Source organism: Franconibacter pulveris, from assembly GCF_056780215.1.
Map to the genome: position 1 here is coordinate 3549615 of NZ_CM165555.1, position 17127 is coordinate 3566741.

At 58.1% G+C, this 17127-nt stretch carries 18 protein-coding genes; 5 read left to right on the top strand and 13 right to left on the bottom strand.

Annotation, left to right across the window (positions count from 1 at the left end):
- Nucleotides 1-97 precede the first annotated feature (97 nt).
- Nucleotides 98-832: a tRNA (cytosine(32)/uridine(32)-2'-O)-methyltransferase TrmJ gene (gene trmJ / locus ACU4F7_RS16745; protein ID WP_481637385.1), complete on the bottom strand. Its 735-nt coding sequence runs from the start codon at nucleotides 830-832 to the stop codon at nucleotides 98-100.
- 121 nt (nucleotides 833-953) lie between these two features.
- Here trmJ and suhB point away from each other — a divergent pair, with 121 nt between their 5' ends.
- Nucleotides 954-1757 carry an inositol-1-monophosphatase gene (suhB, locus tag ACU4F7_RS16750; protein WP_024558758.1) on the top strand — a complete coding sequence of 268 codons (804 nt, stop codon included), beginning with the start codon at nucleotides 954-956 and terminating at the stop codon, nucleotides 1755-1757.
- A gap of 92 nt (nucleotides 1758-1849) precedes the next feature.
- Here suhB and ACU4F7_RS16755 read toward each other — a convergent pair whose 3' ends face one another.
- Nucleotides 1850-2824, bottom strand: coding sequence for a nickel/cobalt transporter (locus ACU4F7_RS16755; RefSeq protein WP_481637386.1), 975 nt, complete (start codon nucleotides 2822-2824; stop codon nucleotides 1850-1852).
- Complete coding sequence (locus tag ACU4F7_RS16760; protein WP_481637387.1) at nucleotides 2815-3462, bottom strand: DUF1007 family protein; 648 nt, start codon at nucleotides 3460-3462, stop codon at nucleotides 2815-2817. Before ACU4F7_RS16760 ends, ACU4F7_RS16755 begins: the two co-directional genes overlap by 10 nt.
- A 124-nt stretch (nucleotides 3463-3586) precedes the next feature.
- On the opposite strand from ACU4F7_RS16760, the gene csiE reads away from it, so the two are divergent.
- Nucleotides 3587-4870 carry a stationary phase inducible protein CsiE gene (gene csiE / locus ACU4F7_RS16765; protein ID WP_481637388.1) on the top strand — a complete coding sequence of 428 codons (1284 nt, stop codon included), beginning with the start codon at nucleotides 3587-3589 and terminating at the stop codon, nucleotides 4868-4870.
- Here csiE and ACU4F7_RS16770 read toward each other — a convergent pair.
- Complete coding sequence (locus ACU4F7_RS16770; protein WP_029593613.1) at nucleotides 4867-6006, bottom strand: 3-phenylpropionate MFS transporter; 1140 nt, start codon at nucleotides 6004-6006, stop codon at nucleotides 4867-4869. The genes csiE and ACU4F7_RS16770 overlap by 4 nt on opposite strands.
- 321 nt (nucleotides 6007-6327) lie before the next feature.
- Between ACU4F7_RS16770 and relB the strand changes: the two genes are divergently transcribed.
- The gene (gene relB, locus ACU4F7_RS16775; protein WP_029593614.1) at nucleotides 6328-6528 is read left to right on the top strand and encodes a type II toxin-antitoxin system RelB family antitoxin; all 201 of its coding nucleotides are present in this window, start codon (nucleotides 6328-6330) and stop codon (nucleotides 6526-6528) included.
- A gap of 106 nt (nucleotides 6529-6634) precedes the next feature.
- Nucleotides 6635-6805: a type II toxin-antitoxin system RelE/ParE family toxin gene (locus ACU4F7_RS16780; protein ID WP_481638748.1), complete on the top strand. Its 171-nt coding sequence runs from the start codon at nucleotides 6635-6637 to the stop codon at nucleotides 6803-6805.
- A 73-nt stretch (nucleotides 6806-6878) separates the two neighbouring features.
- Here the strand turns inward: ACU4F7_RS16780 and ACU4F7_RS16785 are convergent, their stop codons facing one another.
- From ACU4F7_RS16785 to glyA, 5 genes are all read right to left on the bottom strand, one after another.
- The gene (locus ACU4F7_RS16785; protein ID WP_029593615.1) at nucleotides 6879-7439 is read right to left on the bottom strand and encodes a DsbA family protein; all 561 of its coding nucleotides are present in this window, start codon (nucleotides 7437-7439) and stop codon (nucleotides 6879-6881) included.
- Between the two features lie 134 nt (nucleotides 7440-7573).
- Nucleotides 7574-9229 carry a methyl-accepting chemotaxis protein gene (locus ACU4F7_RS16790; RefSeq protein WP_481637389.1) on the bottom strand — a complete coding sequence of 552 codons (1656 nt, stop codon included), beginning with the start codon at nucleotides 9227-9229 and terminating at the stop codon, nucleotides 7574-7576.
- An 84-nt stretch (nucleotides 9230-9313) separates the two neighbouring features.
- Nucleotides 9314-9715: a carboxymuconolactone decarboxylase family protein gene (locus tag ACU4F7_RS16795; RefSeq protein ID WP_029593616.1), complete on the bottom strand. Its 402-nt coding sequence runs from the start codon at nucleotides 9713-9715 to the stop codon at nucleotides 9314-9316.
- Nucleotides 9716-9772: 57 nt separating this feature from the next.
- Nucleotides 9773-10135 carry a MerR family transcriptional regulator gene (locus tag ACU4F7_RS16800; RefSeq protein WP_481637390.1) on the bottom strand — a complete coding sequence of 121 codons (363 nt, stop codon included), beginning with the start codon at nucleotides 10133-10135 and terminating at the stop codon, nucleotides 9773-9775.
- Between the two features lie 58 nt (nucleotides 10136-10193).
- Entirely contained in the window at nucleotides 10194-11447 is a 1254-nt protein-coding gene (gene glyA / locus ACU4F7_RS16805) for a serine hydroxymethyltransferase (RefSeq protein ID WP_029593618.1), read from the bottom strand.
- 320 nt (nucleotides 11448-11767) lie between these two features.
- On the opposite strand from glyA, the gene hmpA reads away from it, so the two are divergent.
- Nucleotides 11768-12958 (top strand): NO-inducible flavohemoprotein, encoded by a 1191-nt coding sequence (hmpA, locus tag ACU4F7_RS16810; protein WP_481637391.1) that lies wholly within the window; start codon nucleotides 11768-11770, stop codon nucleotides 12956-12958.
- Between the two features lie 134 nt (nucleotides 12959-13092).
- Here hmpA and glnB read toward each other — a convergent pair whose 3' ends face one another.
- From glnB to ACU4F7_RS16830, 4 genes are all read right to left on the bottom strand, one after another.
- The gene (gene glnB, locus ACU4F7_RS16815; protein WP_002438074.1) at nucleotides 13093-13431 is read right to left on the bottom strand and encodes a nitrogen regulatory protein P-II; all 339 of its coding nucleotides are present in this window, start codon (nucleotides 13429-13431) and stop codon (nucleotides 13093-13095) included.
- Nucleotides 13432-13528: 97 nt separating this feature from the next.
- Nucleotides 13529-14866, bottom strand: coding sequence for a two-component system response regulator GlrR (glrR, locus tag ACU4F7_RS16820; RefSeq protein WP_024558769.1), 1338 nt, complete (start codon nucleotides 14864-14866; stop codon nucleotides 13529-13531).
- Nucleotides 14863-15639: a two-component system QseEF-associated lipoprotein QseG gene (gene qseG, locus ACU4F7_RS16825; RefSeq protein WP_481637392.1), complete on the bottom strand. Its 777-nt coding sequence runs from the start codon at nucleotides 15637-15639 to the stop codon at nucleotides 14863-14865. Before qseG ends, glrR begins: the two co-directional genes overlap by 4 nt.
- Complete coding sequence (locus tag ACU4F7_RS16830) at nucleotides 15636-17072, bottom strand: sensor histidine kinase (RefSeq protein ID WP_481637393.1); 1437 nt, start codon at nucleotides 17070-17072, stop codon at nucleotides 15636-15638. Before ACU4F7_RS16830 ends, qseG begins: the two co-directional genes overlap by 4 nt.
- Nucleotides 17073-17127: the final 55 nt, after the last annotated feature.

A 17127-nucleotide genomic window follows, 5' to 3' on the forward strand; every position in this document is an offset into this window, starting at 1 on the left:
AGCGGGGGATTATTGTCATATGGGTGTTGCATAGCAAGGCGCAAGTCTGACATTCCCGAGTAATTTGGTCAACTATTTACCCTGGTATTTTACTCAACTATTCCGGCTTCGCTTTATCGCCGTTTTCAATGGAGGCAAGAATGCCGCGCAGAATGTTAAGTTCCTGACTTTCCGGGCGTGCGCGGGTAAACAGGCGGCGCAACTTGTTCATCACCTGGCCGGGGTGGTTAGCGCGAATAAAGCCGGTTTTCAGCAGCACTTGCTCCAGGTGGCCGTAAAAACGCTCCAGATCGTCAACTAACGGGTATGGCGTATCTTCGTGTTCCGCCGCCGCGTTTTCTTGAGTAGCAAGCCAGGCCATGCGCACTTCATAAGCGATGACCTGCACCGCCATGGCGAGGTTAAGCGAGCTGTATTCCGGGTTAGCGGCAATAGCGACGTGATAATGGCATTTCTGCAACTCTTCGTTGGTCAGCCCCACGCGCTCGCGGCCGAACACCAGCGCCACCGGCGCGTGCTGGCTTTCTGAAATGCTTTTAAGGCCGCATTCGCGCGGGTCGAGCATCGGCCAGGGGAGCGTGCGGGAGCGCGCGCTGGTGCCAACCACCAGACTACAGCCGGAAAGCGCTTCATCAAGCGTGTCCACAATCGTTGCGTTGCCGATGACGTCGCTGGCGCCTGCGGCGAGCGCGATGGCCTGGGAGTCTGGCTTCACCAGCGGGTTAACCAGCCAGAGGTTGGTCAGGCCCATGGTTTTCATGGCGCGGGCGACCGAGCCCATGTTGCCGGTATGAGAGGTCTCCACCAGCACGATACGAATATTTTCCAGCATAGCGATTCTGTACGAATAAAGAATATTGGGACATCCTATCATAAACCTGAGACATAATCCGAACCCTCTGCTATACTCCGCGCCGTTTTCCCGTTCTTTAACATCCAGTGAGAGAAACCTGATGCATCCGATGCTCAACATCGCCGTGCGTGCTGCGCGCAAGGCCGGAAACTTTATCGCCAAAAACTACGAAACCCCGGACGCCGTAGAAACCAGCCAAAAAGGCAGCAACGATTTCGTTACCAACATCGATAAAGGCGCAGAACGCGTAATTATCGACACCATTCGCCAGTCCTATCCGCAACACACCATCATCACCGAAGAAAGCGGTGAACACGCTGGCACCGAGCAGGATATTCAATGGGTTATCGATCCGCTGGATGGCACTACCAACTTCGTTAAGCGTCTGCCGCATTTCGCGGTCTCCATCGCTGTGCGCATTAAAGGCCGCACCGAAGTCGCCGTGGTTTACGACCCGATGCGCAACGAACTTTTCACCGCGGTACGCGGCCAAGGCGCCCAGCTCAACGGCTACCGTCTGCGCGGCGGCAGCGCGCGCGACCTCGACGGCACCATTCTGGCGACCGGCTTCCCGTTCAAAGCCAAGCAGCATGCGCCGGCTTATATGAACATCGTCACCAAACTCTTTACCCAGTGCGCCGATTTCCGCCGCACCGGTTCCGCTGCGCTGGACCTGGCTTACGTTGCTGCCGGGCGCGTGGATGGTTATTTCGAAATCGGCCTGAAGCCGTGGGATTTCGCAGCCGGCGAACTGCTGGTGCGTGAAGCGGGCGGCCTGGTGTGCGATTTCACCGGCGGCCACAACTACATGAGCTCCGGCAACATCGTTGCAGGCAACCCGCGCGTAGTGAAAGCGCTGCTGGCGGGCATGCGCGAAGAGCTGAGCGAAGCGCTGAAGCGTTAATTCCATTCAGGCGGTTTTTCCGCTTAAACGAAAAGGCAGGCCCGCGAAAGCGGCCTGCCTTTTTTGTTGCCTGAAAAACGGCGGGGAAACCGTTAAAACGGCCGCAGCCCCTGCCCTGGCGGTTGCGCGCCCATCCACATCACCAGCGCGGCGAACACCAGCGCCACGCCGCCCGCCAGCGCAAGCGTCGCCCATCCGGTCTGACGCCACAGCGGCGGCGTGCCGCCGCCAAGCCGCACCGCAAGCTGGCGGAAGCTATGCACAAACAGCGCGATAGCCGAGACAGTCAGCGACGTGCCCGCCGCCATCGCCAGCGCCGCCGCTACCCCCCAGCCAAACACGCCGATCACCTTGCTGAACAGCAGCACCATAATCGCGCCGGAACAGGGACGCATGCCCATCGAGAGCACGACCATCAACCTTGCGCGCCAGTCATCGGCGCGCTCCAGCTGGTTTGGCGAAGGAAGGTGCTGATGCCCGCAACCGCAGGTCTCACTGTGCGCATGATGGGGCGTGAAAGCGTTGAACGTCGGCTTACGCAGCAGCCCGCGTAGCCGCTTAACCGCTCGCCAGCAGAGCATCGCGCCCAGCCCTCCTACCAGCAGATAGCTCCCCTTCTCCAGCCAGTAGCTGCTCAGATGAAGCTGTCGCGCCGGGAGCGCGAGAAGCGTCAGCACCACGACGACCAGCCCTATCGCCACCAGCCCCTGTAAAAGCGACGAGGCGAGGGTTAAAGCGAGGCTGCGTTTCAGGCGCGACGGATGAGTGGCAAGCCAGGTGGCGATAACGATTTTGCCATGCCCCGGCCCCAGCGCATGCAGCACGCCGTAAAGAAAACTGAAAGCCAGCAGCGAAACGCCCGCCCGCGACGGGTTTTGCGCCACCTGCTGCAACAGCCTGCTCAGCTCGCGGTTTACGCTGCGCTGCCAGAGGGCGCTTTCCATCATTACCTGCGGCCACGCCCGCCATAGCCAGAAGCCGCCCGCCAGCACCAGCAGAAGAAAAAGCGCCAGCGGCCAGAGGTGCGCCCAGCGGCGGTTTTTTCCAGAGGTCGCCATCACTGACATTGCAGCGTCACCTGCTGGGCGAACTGCTTGCCGAGCGCCATCTCTTCCGGCGGGGCGTCCGCTTTATCGAGCGACAGCGCGAAAGCCTGCACCGCGGCGTCCGGCTTCGGCGTTTTCACGGCGACCTTGCAGGCGCCCTTCAGTTCATCCGGCAAAAGCACCTCGTTATCGTTTTCATAACTCATGTCGACAAAATAGCTGGGATCGAAAGTTGAGAACAGGTAGCGCTGCCCGGCAAGCGGCTGAGGACGCGCCAGCGGCAGGGTAAATTCGAGCACCGCCTGGTGGCCGACGCGGGCAAGACTGTAAGCGGAAGGCCGGGCGGCGAATTTTACTTTCTCACCGTTATGCCAGAATTCCGTGAAATAATGTTGCGTCAGCACGTTCGCCATCACCTCCGCCGCCAGCCGTTTCCAGACCGGCGAGTCCGGTTTCGCTTCTCCGGCGTCATACAATAAGTCTGCTGAAGTGATTTCATCCATCATCCAGCGCATTTGCAGCGCAGTAATCTGGCCCTGCCCGGCGATAATTTGCGTTTTCATAGAGATAAAGCTGTGCGGGTGCGCCTGGGCTGGCTCAGCCGAAAGTATGACCAGTAAAGGCGTCGTTATGAATAAGCGGTGTAATATTTTGTTCATGATCCCCTCTGGCGAAAAATTCTGTGAGCCAGCCAGAATTCCGCGATGAAACTTTCCGCTGTCCATAACAGCGAAAAATCCTTTGGCTATCCTTAGCAGTAAAATGACCCACTGGACTAAACGGATGATGACTCTTCTCGCCCCACCACCATCTGTGCTTTCCAGTCCGCAGCGCCGCTGCCAGGTATTATTGATGCTTTACCTGCCGGGACAAACCGTGACGCCCGAAATCGTCGGCCGCGTCAACGGTGTGGATGGCGCCATCGCCCGCCAGGATATTGCCGAAACCAGCGACGAAATCCAGCGTTACCACCGGCTTAACATCATCACCCAGCAAGACGGCAGCTACCGGATAGAAGGCACCGCGTTAGATCGCAGGCTCTGTCTGCTGCACTGGCTGCGCCGGGCGCTTCGTCTGTGCCCGGACTTTGTTCAGCACAACTTTACCCCTGCGCTGAAAAGCGAGCTCAGACAGCACGGCATTGCTAAGGCGCTGTATGACGATACGAATTTACATGCGCTCGTCAACCTTTGCGCCCGCAGGCTGAATCGCCAGTTTGAAACGCGCGACCACGAATTCCTGCGCCTTTATCTGCAATATTGCCTGGTTCAGCACCATTACGGGCAAACGCCGGCGTTCTCGGAGCCGCAGTTAATGTGGACGCGCATGCGCGCCGAATATCTGGCGGCGCAGGAGATCGTGCGCCACTGGCAGCGCCGCGTGGCGCAGGCGCCGCACATTAATGAGCACTGTTTCCTGGCGCTGCTGTTTATGATGCTGCGCACGCCCGATCCGCTGCGCGACTGCCACCCGCAGGATTTGCGGCTGCGCGAGGCGATTACGGGCATGATAGCCCGTTTTCGCGAACTTTCCGGCATGGCGTTCAGCGACGAACAAGGTCTGGCGGACCAGCTTTACGTGCATCTTTGCCAGGCGCTCGACCGCAGTCTGTTCGGTATCGGCATCGATAATACGTTGCCTGAAGAGATAACCCGGCTTTATCCGCGCCTGATGCGCACCACGCGCAATGCGTTTTCGACGTTTGAAGAAGAATATGGCGTGACGTTTTCAGATGAAGAGGTCGGGTTGGTGGCGGTGATTTTCGGCGCCTGGCTGATGCAGGAGAGCGATCTGCAGGAGAAGCAGGTATTGCTGCTGACCGGCAATAACGAGGCGCTGGAGATGGAGCTTGAGCAACAGCTGCGCGAACTTACCCTGCTGCCGCTCAATATAAAAAGGCTGACTCTCCATGCCTTCCAGCAGGAGGGCGCGCCTAAAGAGGTCGCGCTTATCGTCACGCCTTACACCACTTCGCTGCCGCTTTTCTCGCCGCCGCTGATCCACGCCGCTGAAATGCCGCTCGGCGACCATCAGCGGCAGCGTATCCGCGAACTTTTAGAACACTAAGCGCGCGCTGCCACTTTCGGGCGCAGAACGAGAGCCGGCAGCGCCACCAGCGCCATCACCCAGAATACCCCGCCCTGTAAATGCTGGTAGAGGAAGCCTGCGAACATGGTCATCACTGCGATACCGCCGCCCATCGCCACGGCGGAGTACACCGCCTGCAGGCGAATAACCTCGCCGCCCTGGCGCGCTGAGATATAGCGCATCGCCGCAAGGTGGCAAATCGTAAAGCTGCCGCAGTGCAGAATTTGCGCGACGATAAGCCACGGCAGCGCGGTGGTCCAGCCCATCAGCGACCAGCGGATAATGCCCAGCACGCCGGAGATAAGCAGCAGGTCGCGGGCGCTCAAACGGCGGAATAGCTTTTTACTCAGCGCGAAGATGACAATCTCCGCCACCACGCCAAGCGACCAGAGGTAGCCCACCACAGAAGCGGAATAGCCCGCGCCCTGCCAGTAAATGGCGCTGAAGCCGTAATAGGCGGCGTGCGCCCCCTGCAACAGCGACACGCAGGCGAGAAAACGCCAGCTTTCGCCAATCAGCCTGCGCCAGGCCTGCCAGCCCGCTGCTTCCTGCACGCGGGTTTCCCCTTGCGGCATGACCGAAGGGCGCAACAGCATGCCGATAAGCATGGACGCGATGCCGATAGTCAACAGCGCCAGGATAGCCTGCGCGTCAAACAGGCTGACCAGCTTGCCGGTCAGCGCCGAGCCGATAACGAACGCCAGCGAGCCCCACAGACGGACACGGCCATAGTCCATGGTTATCTGGCGCTGCCAGGTGCCGGCGAGCGCGTCGGTCAGCGGCACCAGCGGCGAGAAAAAGAGGTTGAAGCCGACCATCACCAGCAGTAGCCAGGCGGTGGCATGGCCCAGCCAGAAGCCGACCGCGAAAAGCAACGTCAGCATCGCCAGCACTCGCAGGGCGAAGACCAGCCGGGCGGGGTCTTTCACCCGCGGCGCGAGCAGCAGGCTGCCAAGAAAACGGGCGATTAACCCTGAGCCAAGCAGCAGACCGATGGTTTCGGGGGGCAGCCCTACCCCTTTCAGCCACAGGCTCCAGAAGGGCAAAAAGATGCCGTAACTGAAGAAGTAAGTGAAATAGCTAAGCGCAAGCCAGCGCGTCGAATGCAAAACCATGAGTCCCTCCCGTTGCGGAGGCGATAGTCTGGCGGGTTATCGGCTGCCACGCAAGACGTAACATTGCTTTAACATTAACAGAAATAAGGTGAGCGGAACGCTTAGCGGGAGAGACTCATTTACAGGAAAGTGAATAGTTAACGAGAAACTTCTCCAGTTATTATTAGACAGTGCGAATTAATCTGGAATTTAACTCGCATAATGAATTCAGGCGTATTTCTTAAGCCCTGCGGATAATTTACCTTTTCTTCGCGGATTGATTGGCCCGGCTGACTCTCGCCGCTATACTGGCTAAAAATCCAGCAACAGGGAGGTATGTAAATGGTTACGAAATTATCATCACGGGCCTGTGCATTTGACACCCGGGAACAAGCGGAAAGCTATGACCACTGGTTTACGGAGAAAGTCCAGGAAGCCCTGAATGACGCGCGGCCAGGTATTCCACATGAGGAAGCTATGGCGAAGCTGGAAGCAATGCTTAAGGAAAAGCGTCAGTTAAGGAAAGCTGAATTAAGGAAATAAAGTGCGGCGGGTTACATGGAAAGAACAGGCGCTAAACGATTTGGCCAATATCCTTGATTACATCGAGCAACAGAACCCCGTAGCAAGCTGAAAATTGCTGGAACAGATGATGCGGGTTGCCGATAGCCTGCCCTCTCATCCTTCACTTTATCGCTCCGGTAGAGTGCCCGGCACCGGCGAAGCGGTAGTTCATCCACATTACGTGTTGATTTGCAGAGAATCGGAGTTGCATACAGAAATTTTGCGCGTGCTGCATACGCGCAGAGAATATCCCTGAACAGAGCGGAAGGAGGAAACCTCCTTCCGGCATGGCTTTCATTCTGGATAAAGCCAGGCGTGAATGATTTTTCTCAGGCCAGGATGCGCTCAGCCCAGACGCTGATATCATCGCCGCTGCCTAAATCAGGCTGCACCAGGCCGTTGACCATAAAAGTGGGCGACACATGGATGCCGTTCTGGCGGGCGTATTTGCAGTGCCATTTAATCAGCTGCTGCAGTTCGGCGCGAGCGAAAGGCTCATCTACGTTCACGCCGCTGTAGCGCTCAATGCGCTGCATAATTTGATGTGGCGTGGCGTCCATATTCGGGCCGCGGCAGTGGTCGGTAAACTCAAACTCTTCACGATGATCGCCTACCGCTTTCATCACTTTCCAGGCTGCCGCTTTGCCCTCCGGCAGCGTGGAGGCCGCGAGGATATAGCGCACAATGACGCCGGAAAACAGGTGCCAGGGCTGCGACTGCAGGCGAATTTTCACCGTAACCTTGTCTTCACCTACGTGGTCAAGCAGCGCTTCGAGCTTGTTAAACGCTTTGACTGAAAAAGGACAGGTTGGCTCAAGGAAGACTTCAAATATGCGAGGGCCGTGGCCCCACTCCAGCGGCGCACCGTGCAGTGTCGTTGTTGCGTTCATGCGAACTCCTGTTTGCAGAAGGACGGGTTTGTGTGTCAGCACCTTACCACGTAACCGTCGGGTTAACCTGCCCTCTTTGACCTTGCACGTTGCATTCGCATAAAAAAAGCCCTGTGCTAAGCAGGGCGTTTTTATCAGAAGGCGACCCAGTCGTCGGCGCGCTTCACGCCAGTCGCCGCGACGGGGGCTGGCTTAACGGCGGGCGTTGGCGCGCTTTGCGCGGTTTTCTGCTCACCAGATGAGAGGCGGAACTTACGCACCGCGCTTTGCAGCTCGTCCGTCTGTCGCTCCAGCGCGGCGGCGGCGGCGGAGACCTGCTCCACCAGCGAGGCGTTCTGCTGCGTTACGCTATCCATCTGGGCGATGGCCGTACCGACCTGCGAAATCCCTTTGCTCTGCTCTTCCGAGGCGGAGGCTATCTGCTTCATGATGGTGCTGACATTGTTCACCGCGTTCAGGATCTCCGTCATCGTCGCGCCCGCTTCATTCACCAGACGAGAACCCTCTTCCACGCGGCCGACGGAATCGGCAATCAGCGTTTCAATCTCTTTCGCCGCTCCGGCGCTGCGGCTGGCGAGATTACGCACTTCGCCCGCCACGACAGCGAAGCCCCGACCCTGCTCGCCCGCGCGCGCCGCTTCCACCGCCGCGTTCAGCGCCAGAATGTTGGTCTGAAAAGCGATGCTGTTGATGACGCTGGTGATATCCGCAATTTTCTTCGAGCTGCCGGAAATGCCTTCCATGGTGCTCACTACGCTCCCGACCAGCGTGCCGCCTTTGCTGGCGGTGGTCGAGGCGGTCTGTGCAAGATCGCTTGCCTGGCGAGCGTTATCGGCGTTGAGTTTTACCGTAGCGGTGAGCTGTTCCATGCTGGCGGCTGTCTCTTCAAGCGCCGAGGCCTGCTCTTCAGTACGCGAAGAGAGATCGTTATTGCCCGCTGAAATCTCCGCCGCGCCGCGCCAGATATTCTCGCTGCCGCTGCGAATGGCGCTTACCGCCTCGCGCAGGCTGTCCTGCATCGCCGTTAACAGCGGCACAAGCTTGCCTATGCAGTTGCGGCCCATATCCTGCACCGGCTGGCTGAGATCGCCTTCGGCAATCAGACGGAAATGATGGCGAATGCGATCGAGCGGCTTCACCAGCATGACAACCAGATAGCGGTCGGTCAGCAGCAGCAACAGCAGGCCGATAATCACCGCGACGATAATAATGGCTTTCGTCATCTGAGTGAGTGAATCCACCCGCACGCGCGCCTCGTCAAGCCTGGCGCTGGCCGTGGCGGTGAACTTTTCCGCCGCCGCGCCGAAAGCCCGGCTCAACGCTGGCGTGACGTTATTGGCCTGCGCGCGATACTGCTCAAGCGTGCCTTCCCGCGCGAGCTTCATTTGCGGCGCTACCCCTTCGTCCAGCAGTTTCTGCCAGTTATTGATGGTCTGCTGCGAGACGGCGACATCCATCGGTCCGGGGGAGAGACGTTTAAACGTCTCAAGCTGCTTCGTCATCCCCTCCAGCGCCTGTTGCGCCGGGGCGAAAGCGCTGGCATCGGGCGAGCCGCCAGCGGCTTTGGTTTCCATTACGCGGGAAAGCCGCGTGACAAAGCGAAAATACTGGTCGTTGCCTTTGCTGAGCACGCTCATCTGCGTCACCAGTTCACGGTCTACCTCGTTACCCTTGCCAAGTTGCGAAAGCGAGTAGGCGCTGTAGAGACCGACGCCCAGCCATAGCAGGCAGAACAATCCCAGCACGGCGAGCATGACTGAACGTATCGAAAAATTTTTGAGCAAACCCATAATCAATTCCCTGCCTGAAAGGAGTGTGGCCCGAAGGCCTTCCACCCGGTTATCGGCAGGGAGACGGGAACTTGTAACGATTTGTTATCGAATTGTGGTCTGACTTCTGGTCTGGTCATGTTCCTGAAAAACCGCTTTTGCGGTAAACATCGCATTTAGCGCCGCTGGAAACCCGGCGTAAAGCGACATCTGGATGATAACCTCAATCAATTCTTCCCGCGTGCAGCCCACGTTGAGCGCGGCGTGAAGATGCACCGCCAGCTGCGGCTGCGCGTGGCCAAGTGCGGTAAGCGCGGCGACGGTGGCAAGCTCCCGGCTTTTTAGATCCAGCCCCGGGCGGCTGTAAACATCGCCAAAGCCGTATTCAATAACGTAACGGCCCAGATCCGGCGCGATGTCGGCCAGCGCGGCAATGACCTTTTCTCCTGCGGCGCCGTCGATTTCCGTCAGGCGCGCCAGGCCCGTTTCATAACGTGATGCAGTCATGTTGTTCTCCTCATGGTGTTGATGAGAACAACGGTAAACCTTCGAGTAAACTCCAGGTCAAGCGCGGTTTTTTACAAGCTCCCGGTCATACCAGGCCATCTTTTCCTTCAGCCGTTCCAGATGAATGACCTGCTCAGCCAGTCGCCGCTCCAGCCTTTCGGCATGCTCCGCCAGCAAGGCGCGACGCTCGGCGGCGGTACTCTCGCCCAGGCTTCGCAACGCGGCATAGCGCAGGATCTCCTCAAGCGGCATATCCGTCGCTTTGAGCCGTCGGATAAACGCCGCCCAGTCGATATCGCTCTGGCGATAGTCGCGGTGGCCCGCCGCGTTGCGCCCCGGAACCAGCAATCCCAGCTTTTCATAGTAGCGCAGCGTATACGCCGTAAGGCCGGTGAGTTCAGCAAACGCCTGTATCCGCATATCGCCTCCAGACCAATAAAAAAGGCCGCACAAGGCGGCCTCTGTTTTGCAATAACGCTTATGCGTAAACCGGGAAGCGCGCGCAGATATCCAGCACTTTCTGCTTGATGCGTTCAATCAGCGCTTCGTCGTTGATATTGTCCAGCACGTCGCACATCCAGCCAGCCAGCTCCTGCACTTCCGCTTCTTTGAAGCCGCGACGGGTTACCGCCGGAGAACCGATACGGATACCGGAAGTCACAAACGGGCTCTTCGGATCGTTCGGCACGCTGTTTTTGTTAACGGTGATGTTGGCGCGGCCGAGGGCGGCGTCCGCCTCTTTACCGGTCAGGTTCTTATCAACCAGATCCAGCAGGAACAGGTGGTTTTCAGTACCGCCAGACACCACTTTGTAGCCACGGTTCAGGAACACTTCCACCATCGCTTTGGCGTTTTTCGCAACCTGCTGCTGGTAGGTTTTGAACTCCGGCTCCATCGCTTCTTTCAGCGCCACCGCTTTCGCCGCGATAACGTGCATCAGCGGGCCGCCCTGCGCGCTCGGGAACACCGCAGAGTTCAGTTTTTTGTACAGCTCTTCGCTGCCGCCTTTGGCGAGGATCAGACCGCCGCGCGGGCCCGCCAGCGTTTTGTGTGTGGTAGTGGTCACAACGTGAGCATGCGGAACCGGGTTCGGGTATACGCCTGCGGCAATGAGGCCCGCCACGTGCGCCATGTCAACGAACAGGTAAGCGCCGATGCTGTCGGCGATTTCACGCATTTTCGCCCAGTCAACGATACCGGAGTAAGCGGAGAAGCCACCGATGATCATCTTCGGCTTGTGCTCTTTAGCCTGCTTCGCCATGTCTTCGTAGTCGATTTTACCGGACTCATCGATACCGTAAGGAATGATGTTGTAGAGCTTGCCGGAGAAGTTAACCGGAGAGCCGTGCGTCAGGTGGCCGCCCTGCGCCAGGTTCATACCCAGCACGGTATCGCCCGGTTGCAGCAGCGCGGTGTATACCGCGAAGTTCGCCTGCGAGCCGGAGTGCGGCTGGACGTTGGCGTAGTCTGCGCCAAAGAGTTCTTTCGCGCGGTCGATAGCCAGCTGCTCAACGATGTCGACATATTCGCAGCCGCCGTAGTAGCGCTTGCCCGGATAGCCTTCGGCATATTTGTTGGTCAGCTGAGAGCCCTGAGCCTGCATTACGCGCGGGCTGGTGTAGTTTTCGGAGGCGATCAGTTCAATGTGCTCTTCCTGACGTACTTTCTCTTGCTCCATCGCCTGCCAAAGTTCGGCATCATAATCGGCAATGTTCATTTCACGCTTTAACATCCGCATCTCCTGACTCAGCTAACGGTAAATTTACTGCATTTTGAAGGGCCCTTGCAGGCAACGCGCAACAGTGTAAACCGCCTGACCGGTATTGACAAAGATTTTTACGCAAACGTTTGGCTTGGCGCGGGACAAGGCCCTGCCGCGCTTTAGTCAAGCCAGTGAATCACGATTTCTTTTCAGCTTTGTGATGCAGATTTCTCATCTTCCCGCCCCGTTTCGCCTGTCACGGGAAAAACCCTTTACAAGACAGGGAGACCTTTTATAAGATGTATTTAAAATACAACTTATAGATGTTTCTCTTTGTTAAGGAAGCTGCCATGCTTGATGCACAAACCATCGCCGTTGTGAAATCCACTATCCCCCTGCTCGCCGCTACCGGCCCGAAACTCACCGCCCACTTTTACGACCGGATGTTTACCTATAACCCGGAATTAAAAGAGATTTTCAACATGAGCAACCAGCGCAACGGCGACCAGCGCGAAGCGCTGTTCAACGCCATCTGCGCTTACGCTACTCACATTGAAAACCTCGCGGCGCTGCTGCCGGCGGTGGAAAAAATCGCCCAGAAGCACACCAGCTTTCAGATTAAACCTGAACAGTACAATATTGTCGGCGGTCATCTGCTCGCCACGCTGGATGAGATGTTCAGCCCGGGCCAGGAAGTGCTGGACGCCTGGGGCAAAGCGTACGGTGTGTTAGCCCAGGTGTTTATCAACCGCGAAGCGCAGATTTATCAGGACAACGCGGCGAAAACCGGCGGCTGGGAAGGCACCCGCGCGTTTCGCATCGTAGAGAGAAAACCGCAAAGCGCCATTATCACAAGTTTTGAATTTGAACCGGTGGACGGCCAGCTGGTGGCGGATTATCTGCCGGGCCAGTATGTAGGGGTGTGGATCAAACCCGAGGGGTTCATGCATCAGGAGATTCGCCAGTACTCGCTCACACGCAAGCCAAATGGCAAAACTTACCGCATTGCGGTCAAGCGCGAGGGCGAAGGTCAGGTTTCTAACTGGTTGCATAACGCAGCGAAAGTGGGCGATGTAGTGCAGCTTGCCGCGCCAGCAGGCGATTTCTCTATGCAGGTTGCGCCGACCACCCCGGTCACGTTGATTTCCGCAGGCGTAGGCCAGACGCCGATGCTGGCGATGCTTGATACCCTTTCCCAGGCAAAACACCCGGCGCAGGTAAACTGGTTCCACGCAGCGGAACAGGGTGATGTGCATGCGTTCGCCGACGAAGTGGCGCGGCTTGGCGCCGAACTGCCACGATTTACCCGCCATATCTGGTACCGTTCGCCTTCTGAGGCAGACCGCGAGGCGGCGCGCTTTCAGAGCGAAGGGCTGATGGAGCTTGGTCTGCACGAAGGGCATTTCAGCGCGCCAGAAATGCAGTTTTACCTTTGCGGCCCGGTGGCGTTTATGCAATTCGCCGCGCAGCAGCTGGTGGCGCTGGGCGTAAGCAGCGAGCGCATTCACTACGAGTGTTTTGGGCCGCATAAGGTGCTTTAACGCAATGCGGCGGGTAGCGTTTCGCTTACCCGCCGTTGAGCGTGGCGGAAATGCGCGGGGGGTGAATCCCGCTCTCTCGCGCCCATAAAAAAGGCAGGTCCAACGACCTGCCTTTTTGTTGAAGCAACGCGCCGTTAGATAGCCGCGTCGTCTTCTTCGCCGGTGCGGATGCGCACCACGCGCGCCACATCGAAAACGAAAATTTTGCCGTCGCCGATTTTACCGGTCTGGGCGGTGCGAATAATGGTATCCACGCAGGTATCGACAATATCGTCGGTCACCACAATCTCAATTTTCACTTTCGGCAGAAAATCGACCATATACTCAGCGCCGCGGTAAAGCTCGGTGTGACCTTTCTGGCGACCAAACCCTTTCACCTCGGTCACCGTCATCCCGGTAATGCCTACTTCCGCCAGCGCTTCACGCACATCATCCAGTTTGAAGGGTTTAATAATCGCATCAATCTTTTTCATGGTGGATCCTTAACTCTTTCACGCCTGCCCGGCGCGGCTCAACTGCGTAATCGGTGGCTCAAATTACCACAATCTGGCGCCTTTTGGCGCATGAAAACTACTCTTTGAAATCATTAGCGTCGAGTTCATGACGAGAGAGCAGTTTATAGAACTCGGTGCGGTTGCGTCCGGCCATTCGCGCCGCATGGGTAACATTACCTCGGGTAATTTGCAGCAGCTTGCGCAGGTAGTTAAGTTCAAACTGGTTGCGCGCCTCCACAAAGGTCGGCAGCACTGTGTTTTCCCCTTCCAGCGCCTGCTCCACCAGCGCCTCGCTGATGACCGGCGCCGAGGTGAGCGCCACGCACTGCTCAATCACGTTCACCAGCTGGCGCACGTTGCCGGGCCAGCCTGCCGCCATCAGACGCTTCATGGCATCGGTAGAAAAGCTGCGCACGAAGGGTTTATGCCTGTCCGCCGCCTGGCGCAACAGATGGTTCGCCAGCAGGGGAATATCCTCGGCGCGCTCCTGCAGCGTCGGGATTTTGAGCGTTACCACATTCAGTCGATAAAAGAGATCTTCACGGAATTCGCCGCGCGCCATCGCTTTTGGCAAATCGCGGTGGGTTGCGGAAATAATACGCACGTCGATGTCGATATCCCGGTTGCTGCCAAGCGGGCGGACCTTGCGCTCCTGCAACACGCGCAGCAGTTTTACCTGCAAAGGGATAGGCATATCGCCAATCTCGTCAAGAAACAGCGTGCCCCCCTCCGCCGCCTGAAACAGCCCTTCCCGGCTGCTGACCGCGCCGGTAAAGGCGCCGCGCGCATGGCCAAACAGTTCAGACTCCAGCAACTGTTCCGGCAGCGCGCCGCAGTTAATGGCGATAAAGGCGTTTTTACCCCGGCTGCTGGCGCTATGGATAGCCTGCGCCAGTACCTCTTTGCCGGTGCCGCTCTGTCCGTTAATGAGAATACTCACGTCAGACTGCGCTACCATGCGCGCCTGTTCAAGCAGGCGCAGCATAACCGGGCTGCGGGTGACGATGGTCTCGCTCCACGGGTCGTCACCGGCAATCACCGTATGGGCGAGCGCGTCGTCTATCGCTTTATAGAGCGCGTCTTTATCCACCGGTTTGGTGAGAAAACTGAAAACGCCGCGCTGCGTGGCGGCGACCGCATCGGGAATCGAACCGTGGGCGGTCAGGATGATGACCGGCATGCCCGGCTGGATTTTCTGGATCTCGGCGAACAGCTGCATGCCGTCCATCTCATCCATGCGCAGGTCGCTTATTACCAGGTCGATTTTCTCGCGCACCAGCAGGCGCAGCCCCTCCTGGCCGCTTTCCGCCGTTGAGACGGAAAACCCTTCGCTGGTTAGCCGCAGGCCCAGCAGCTTCAGCAGCCCCGGGTCGTCGTCCACCAACAACAGCCGGGCGGATTTATGTGATGTCATGGTTTCGCCTCCTCCTTCGCGGGCGCGCTTTCTTTATCAGCGGCGCTCCCTTCCTGAGATTTTGCGCCATCGGCGGGATGCTCCGGCTCCTGCAGATAACCGCCCGCGCCTTTGCGCGTGGAGAGCTGACGTTCAATATCCGTCAGGTTCTCCAGCTTGCGGGTCGTCAGGTTTAGCTGCGAGCGCAGGCGCTGTTGCTGCTCGCGCAGCGTATCAAGTTCAAGATCGGTAGATTGCTGGAGCTTGCTGTAGCGGCCGCGCTCGCTGGCAAGCTGCAGCTGCGCGGCTTGCCCGTCGCGCCAGATCTGAAAAAGCGGGCGTACGTGCGCGGGGATCTGCGCGGCCATGTCATCAAGGCGAGCAAAATAGTCGCGGCGCTCCATAGGGGTAATTTTGGCGTTCGCCAGCAGGATGCCGCGCTTGAACGTCGCCTGCCAGGTATCGTCCGGCCAGGCGCGGGCTTCGGCGCGGGCTTCCGCAGGTCCGAGCCGCTGCGCGCACTCCATGCCGCGCAGCCAGTAAAGCGGGTTCGCCTCGATATGAGGGCCTTCCAGCCGCCAGATATCGGCGCAGTCGGTAGCGAAAAAATCCGGTAATTGCTGTTCTGGCAAAGCAGCCTGTTGATTTTCATGAATATTGCTGTGAACCGGCCCCTCTGCGCACCCGACCAGTAAAAGAGGAGCGAGCGCAAAAGAGGCCAGAGTGCGGAAAAAACCGCGCTGTAACGGGCGCGCGCGCAGGCGACGCCATGAGCTAACCGAAAATAAAGTCATTGTTTTAAGCTTTCCGGGTCAAAGACAGGCAATTCAATACGAAAACACACGTCCGCGTTGTTATCGTCCACCAGACGAAGCTCGCCATGCATTCGGCGAATACCATCCCGGGCAATACTCAGTCCCAGGCCACTGCCTTTTACCGCCCCTTTTCGTTGGTGGCTTCCCTGATAAAAAGGCTCGAAAATCAGCTCCCGCTCCGCTTGTGGGATCGGCACGCCGCTATTGGCGACTTCTATGCGTATTTTTTGCCCAACCTGACGGCTACGTAGGTAAATGTTACCGGATTCACTGCCATAGTACACCGCGTTGGAATAGAGATTGTCGAGCACGCTCATCAGCAAGGTGGGTTCCGCCAGACATTCGGTCGCTTCCAGATTTACCCCGGTATGCATCATTTTAGCGCGCGCCGGCAAACTGTGAGCGGTAATCACCATTTCAATAAGCGGCGCCAGCTCCACTTTTTCAAGCTCCACCGCGCCGGTTGCCAGCTTGCGGTTGTAGTCGAGCAACTGCTCGATAAGGGTTTGCAGATTGCGGCTGCTGTTATCAAGAATAGCCACCACCTCTTTTTGCTCCGCTGTCAGCGGCCCAACCACCTGATCGGCCAGCAATTCTGTGCCTTCGCGCATGCTGGCAAGCGGCGTTTTTAGCTCATGGGAGATGTGACGTAAAAATTGATGCCGCTGGGATTCAAGCCAGGCGAGGCGCTCGCTCAACCAGACGATACGCTGCCCTACGGAACGCAACTCGCGAGGGCCTTTAAACAACCCGGCGCTGCCCGGCGTGCGCCCCTCCCCCAGCCGGTTAATCATGCGTTCAATGCTCTTCACCGGCCCGATAATCATGCGGGTGAAAAGCACCACCAGCACAAGGCTGACCAGAAACAGGCCCAGCGCCAGCCAGCCGAAGAATTGCCCGCGCTCGGCGATGACGCGCTGCAGTTGCTGCCCACGAGAAAAGATGGTGCTGCGGGTGATTTGCACCATCGAGGTATTGGCTTCGGCAAACGCCTTCAGGCGCGCGGCGGCCTGCTCATCCGGCCCGCTGTTGATGCAATGCAGCTGCGTCAGCCCATTGAGGCTTTCACGTAATGAAGCGTAAAGGTTGTCAGCGGGAATAGCGGCCGCCTGCACATTCAGCATTTGTACATAGCGTCGACGCTGGTCCTGATAAACCCGCGCCAGCGTGTTGTCGTCTAACACGCAGTACTGGCGGTAGCTGCGTTCCATCTCCAGCGCGGCATTGGTCATCGCCTCGCTGCGCCGGGCGTCGATGAGCGTAGAGCGGTTAACCAGCGCCGCCTGAGCGCTTAGCGCATTAAGGCTTTGCCAGGCCTGCCAGGCGAGGATCAAGAGCGGAACCAGCACCAGTACAAAAGCCATAATGACCAGTTGGCGCAGCGAGCGGGGAAAAACAGGCCAGCGTTTCAACAGCACTTTCTCCAGCAAGGATAATGACCTGATGCTAGCCGAGACGGAGGCGTCA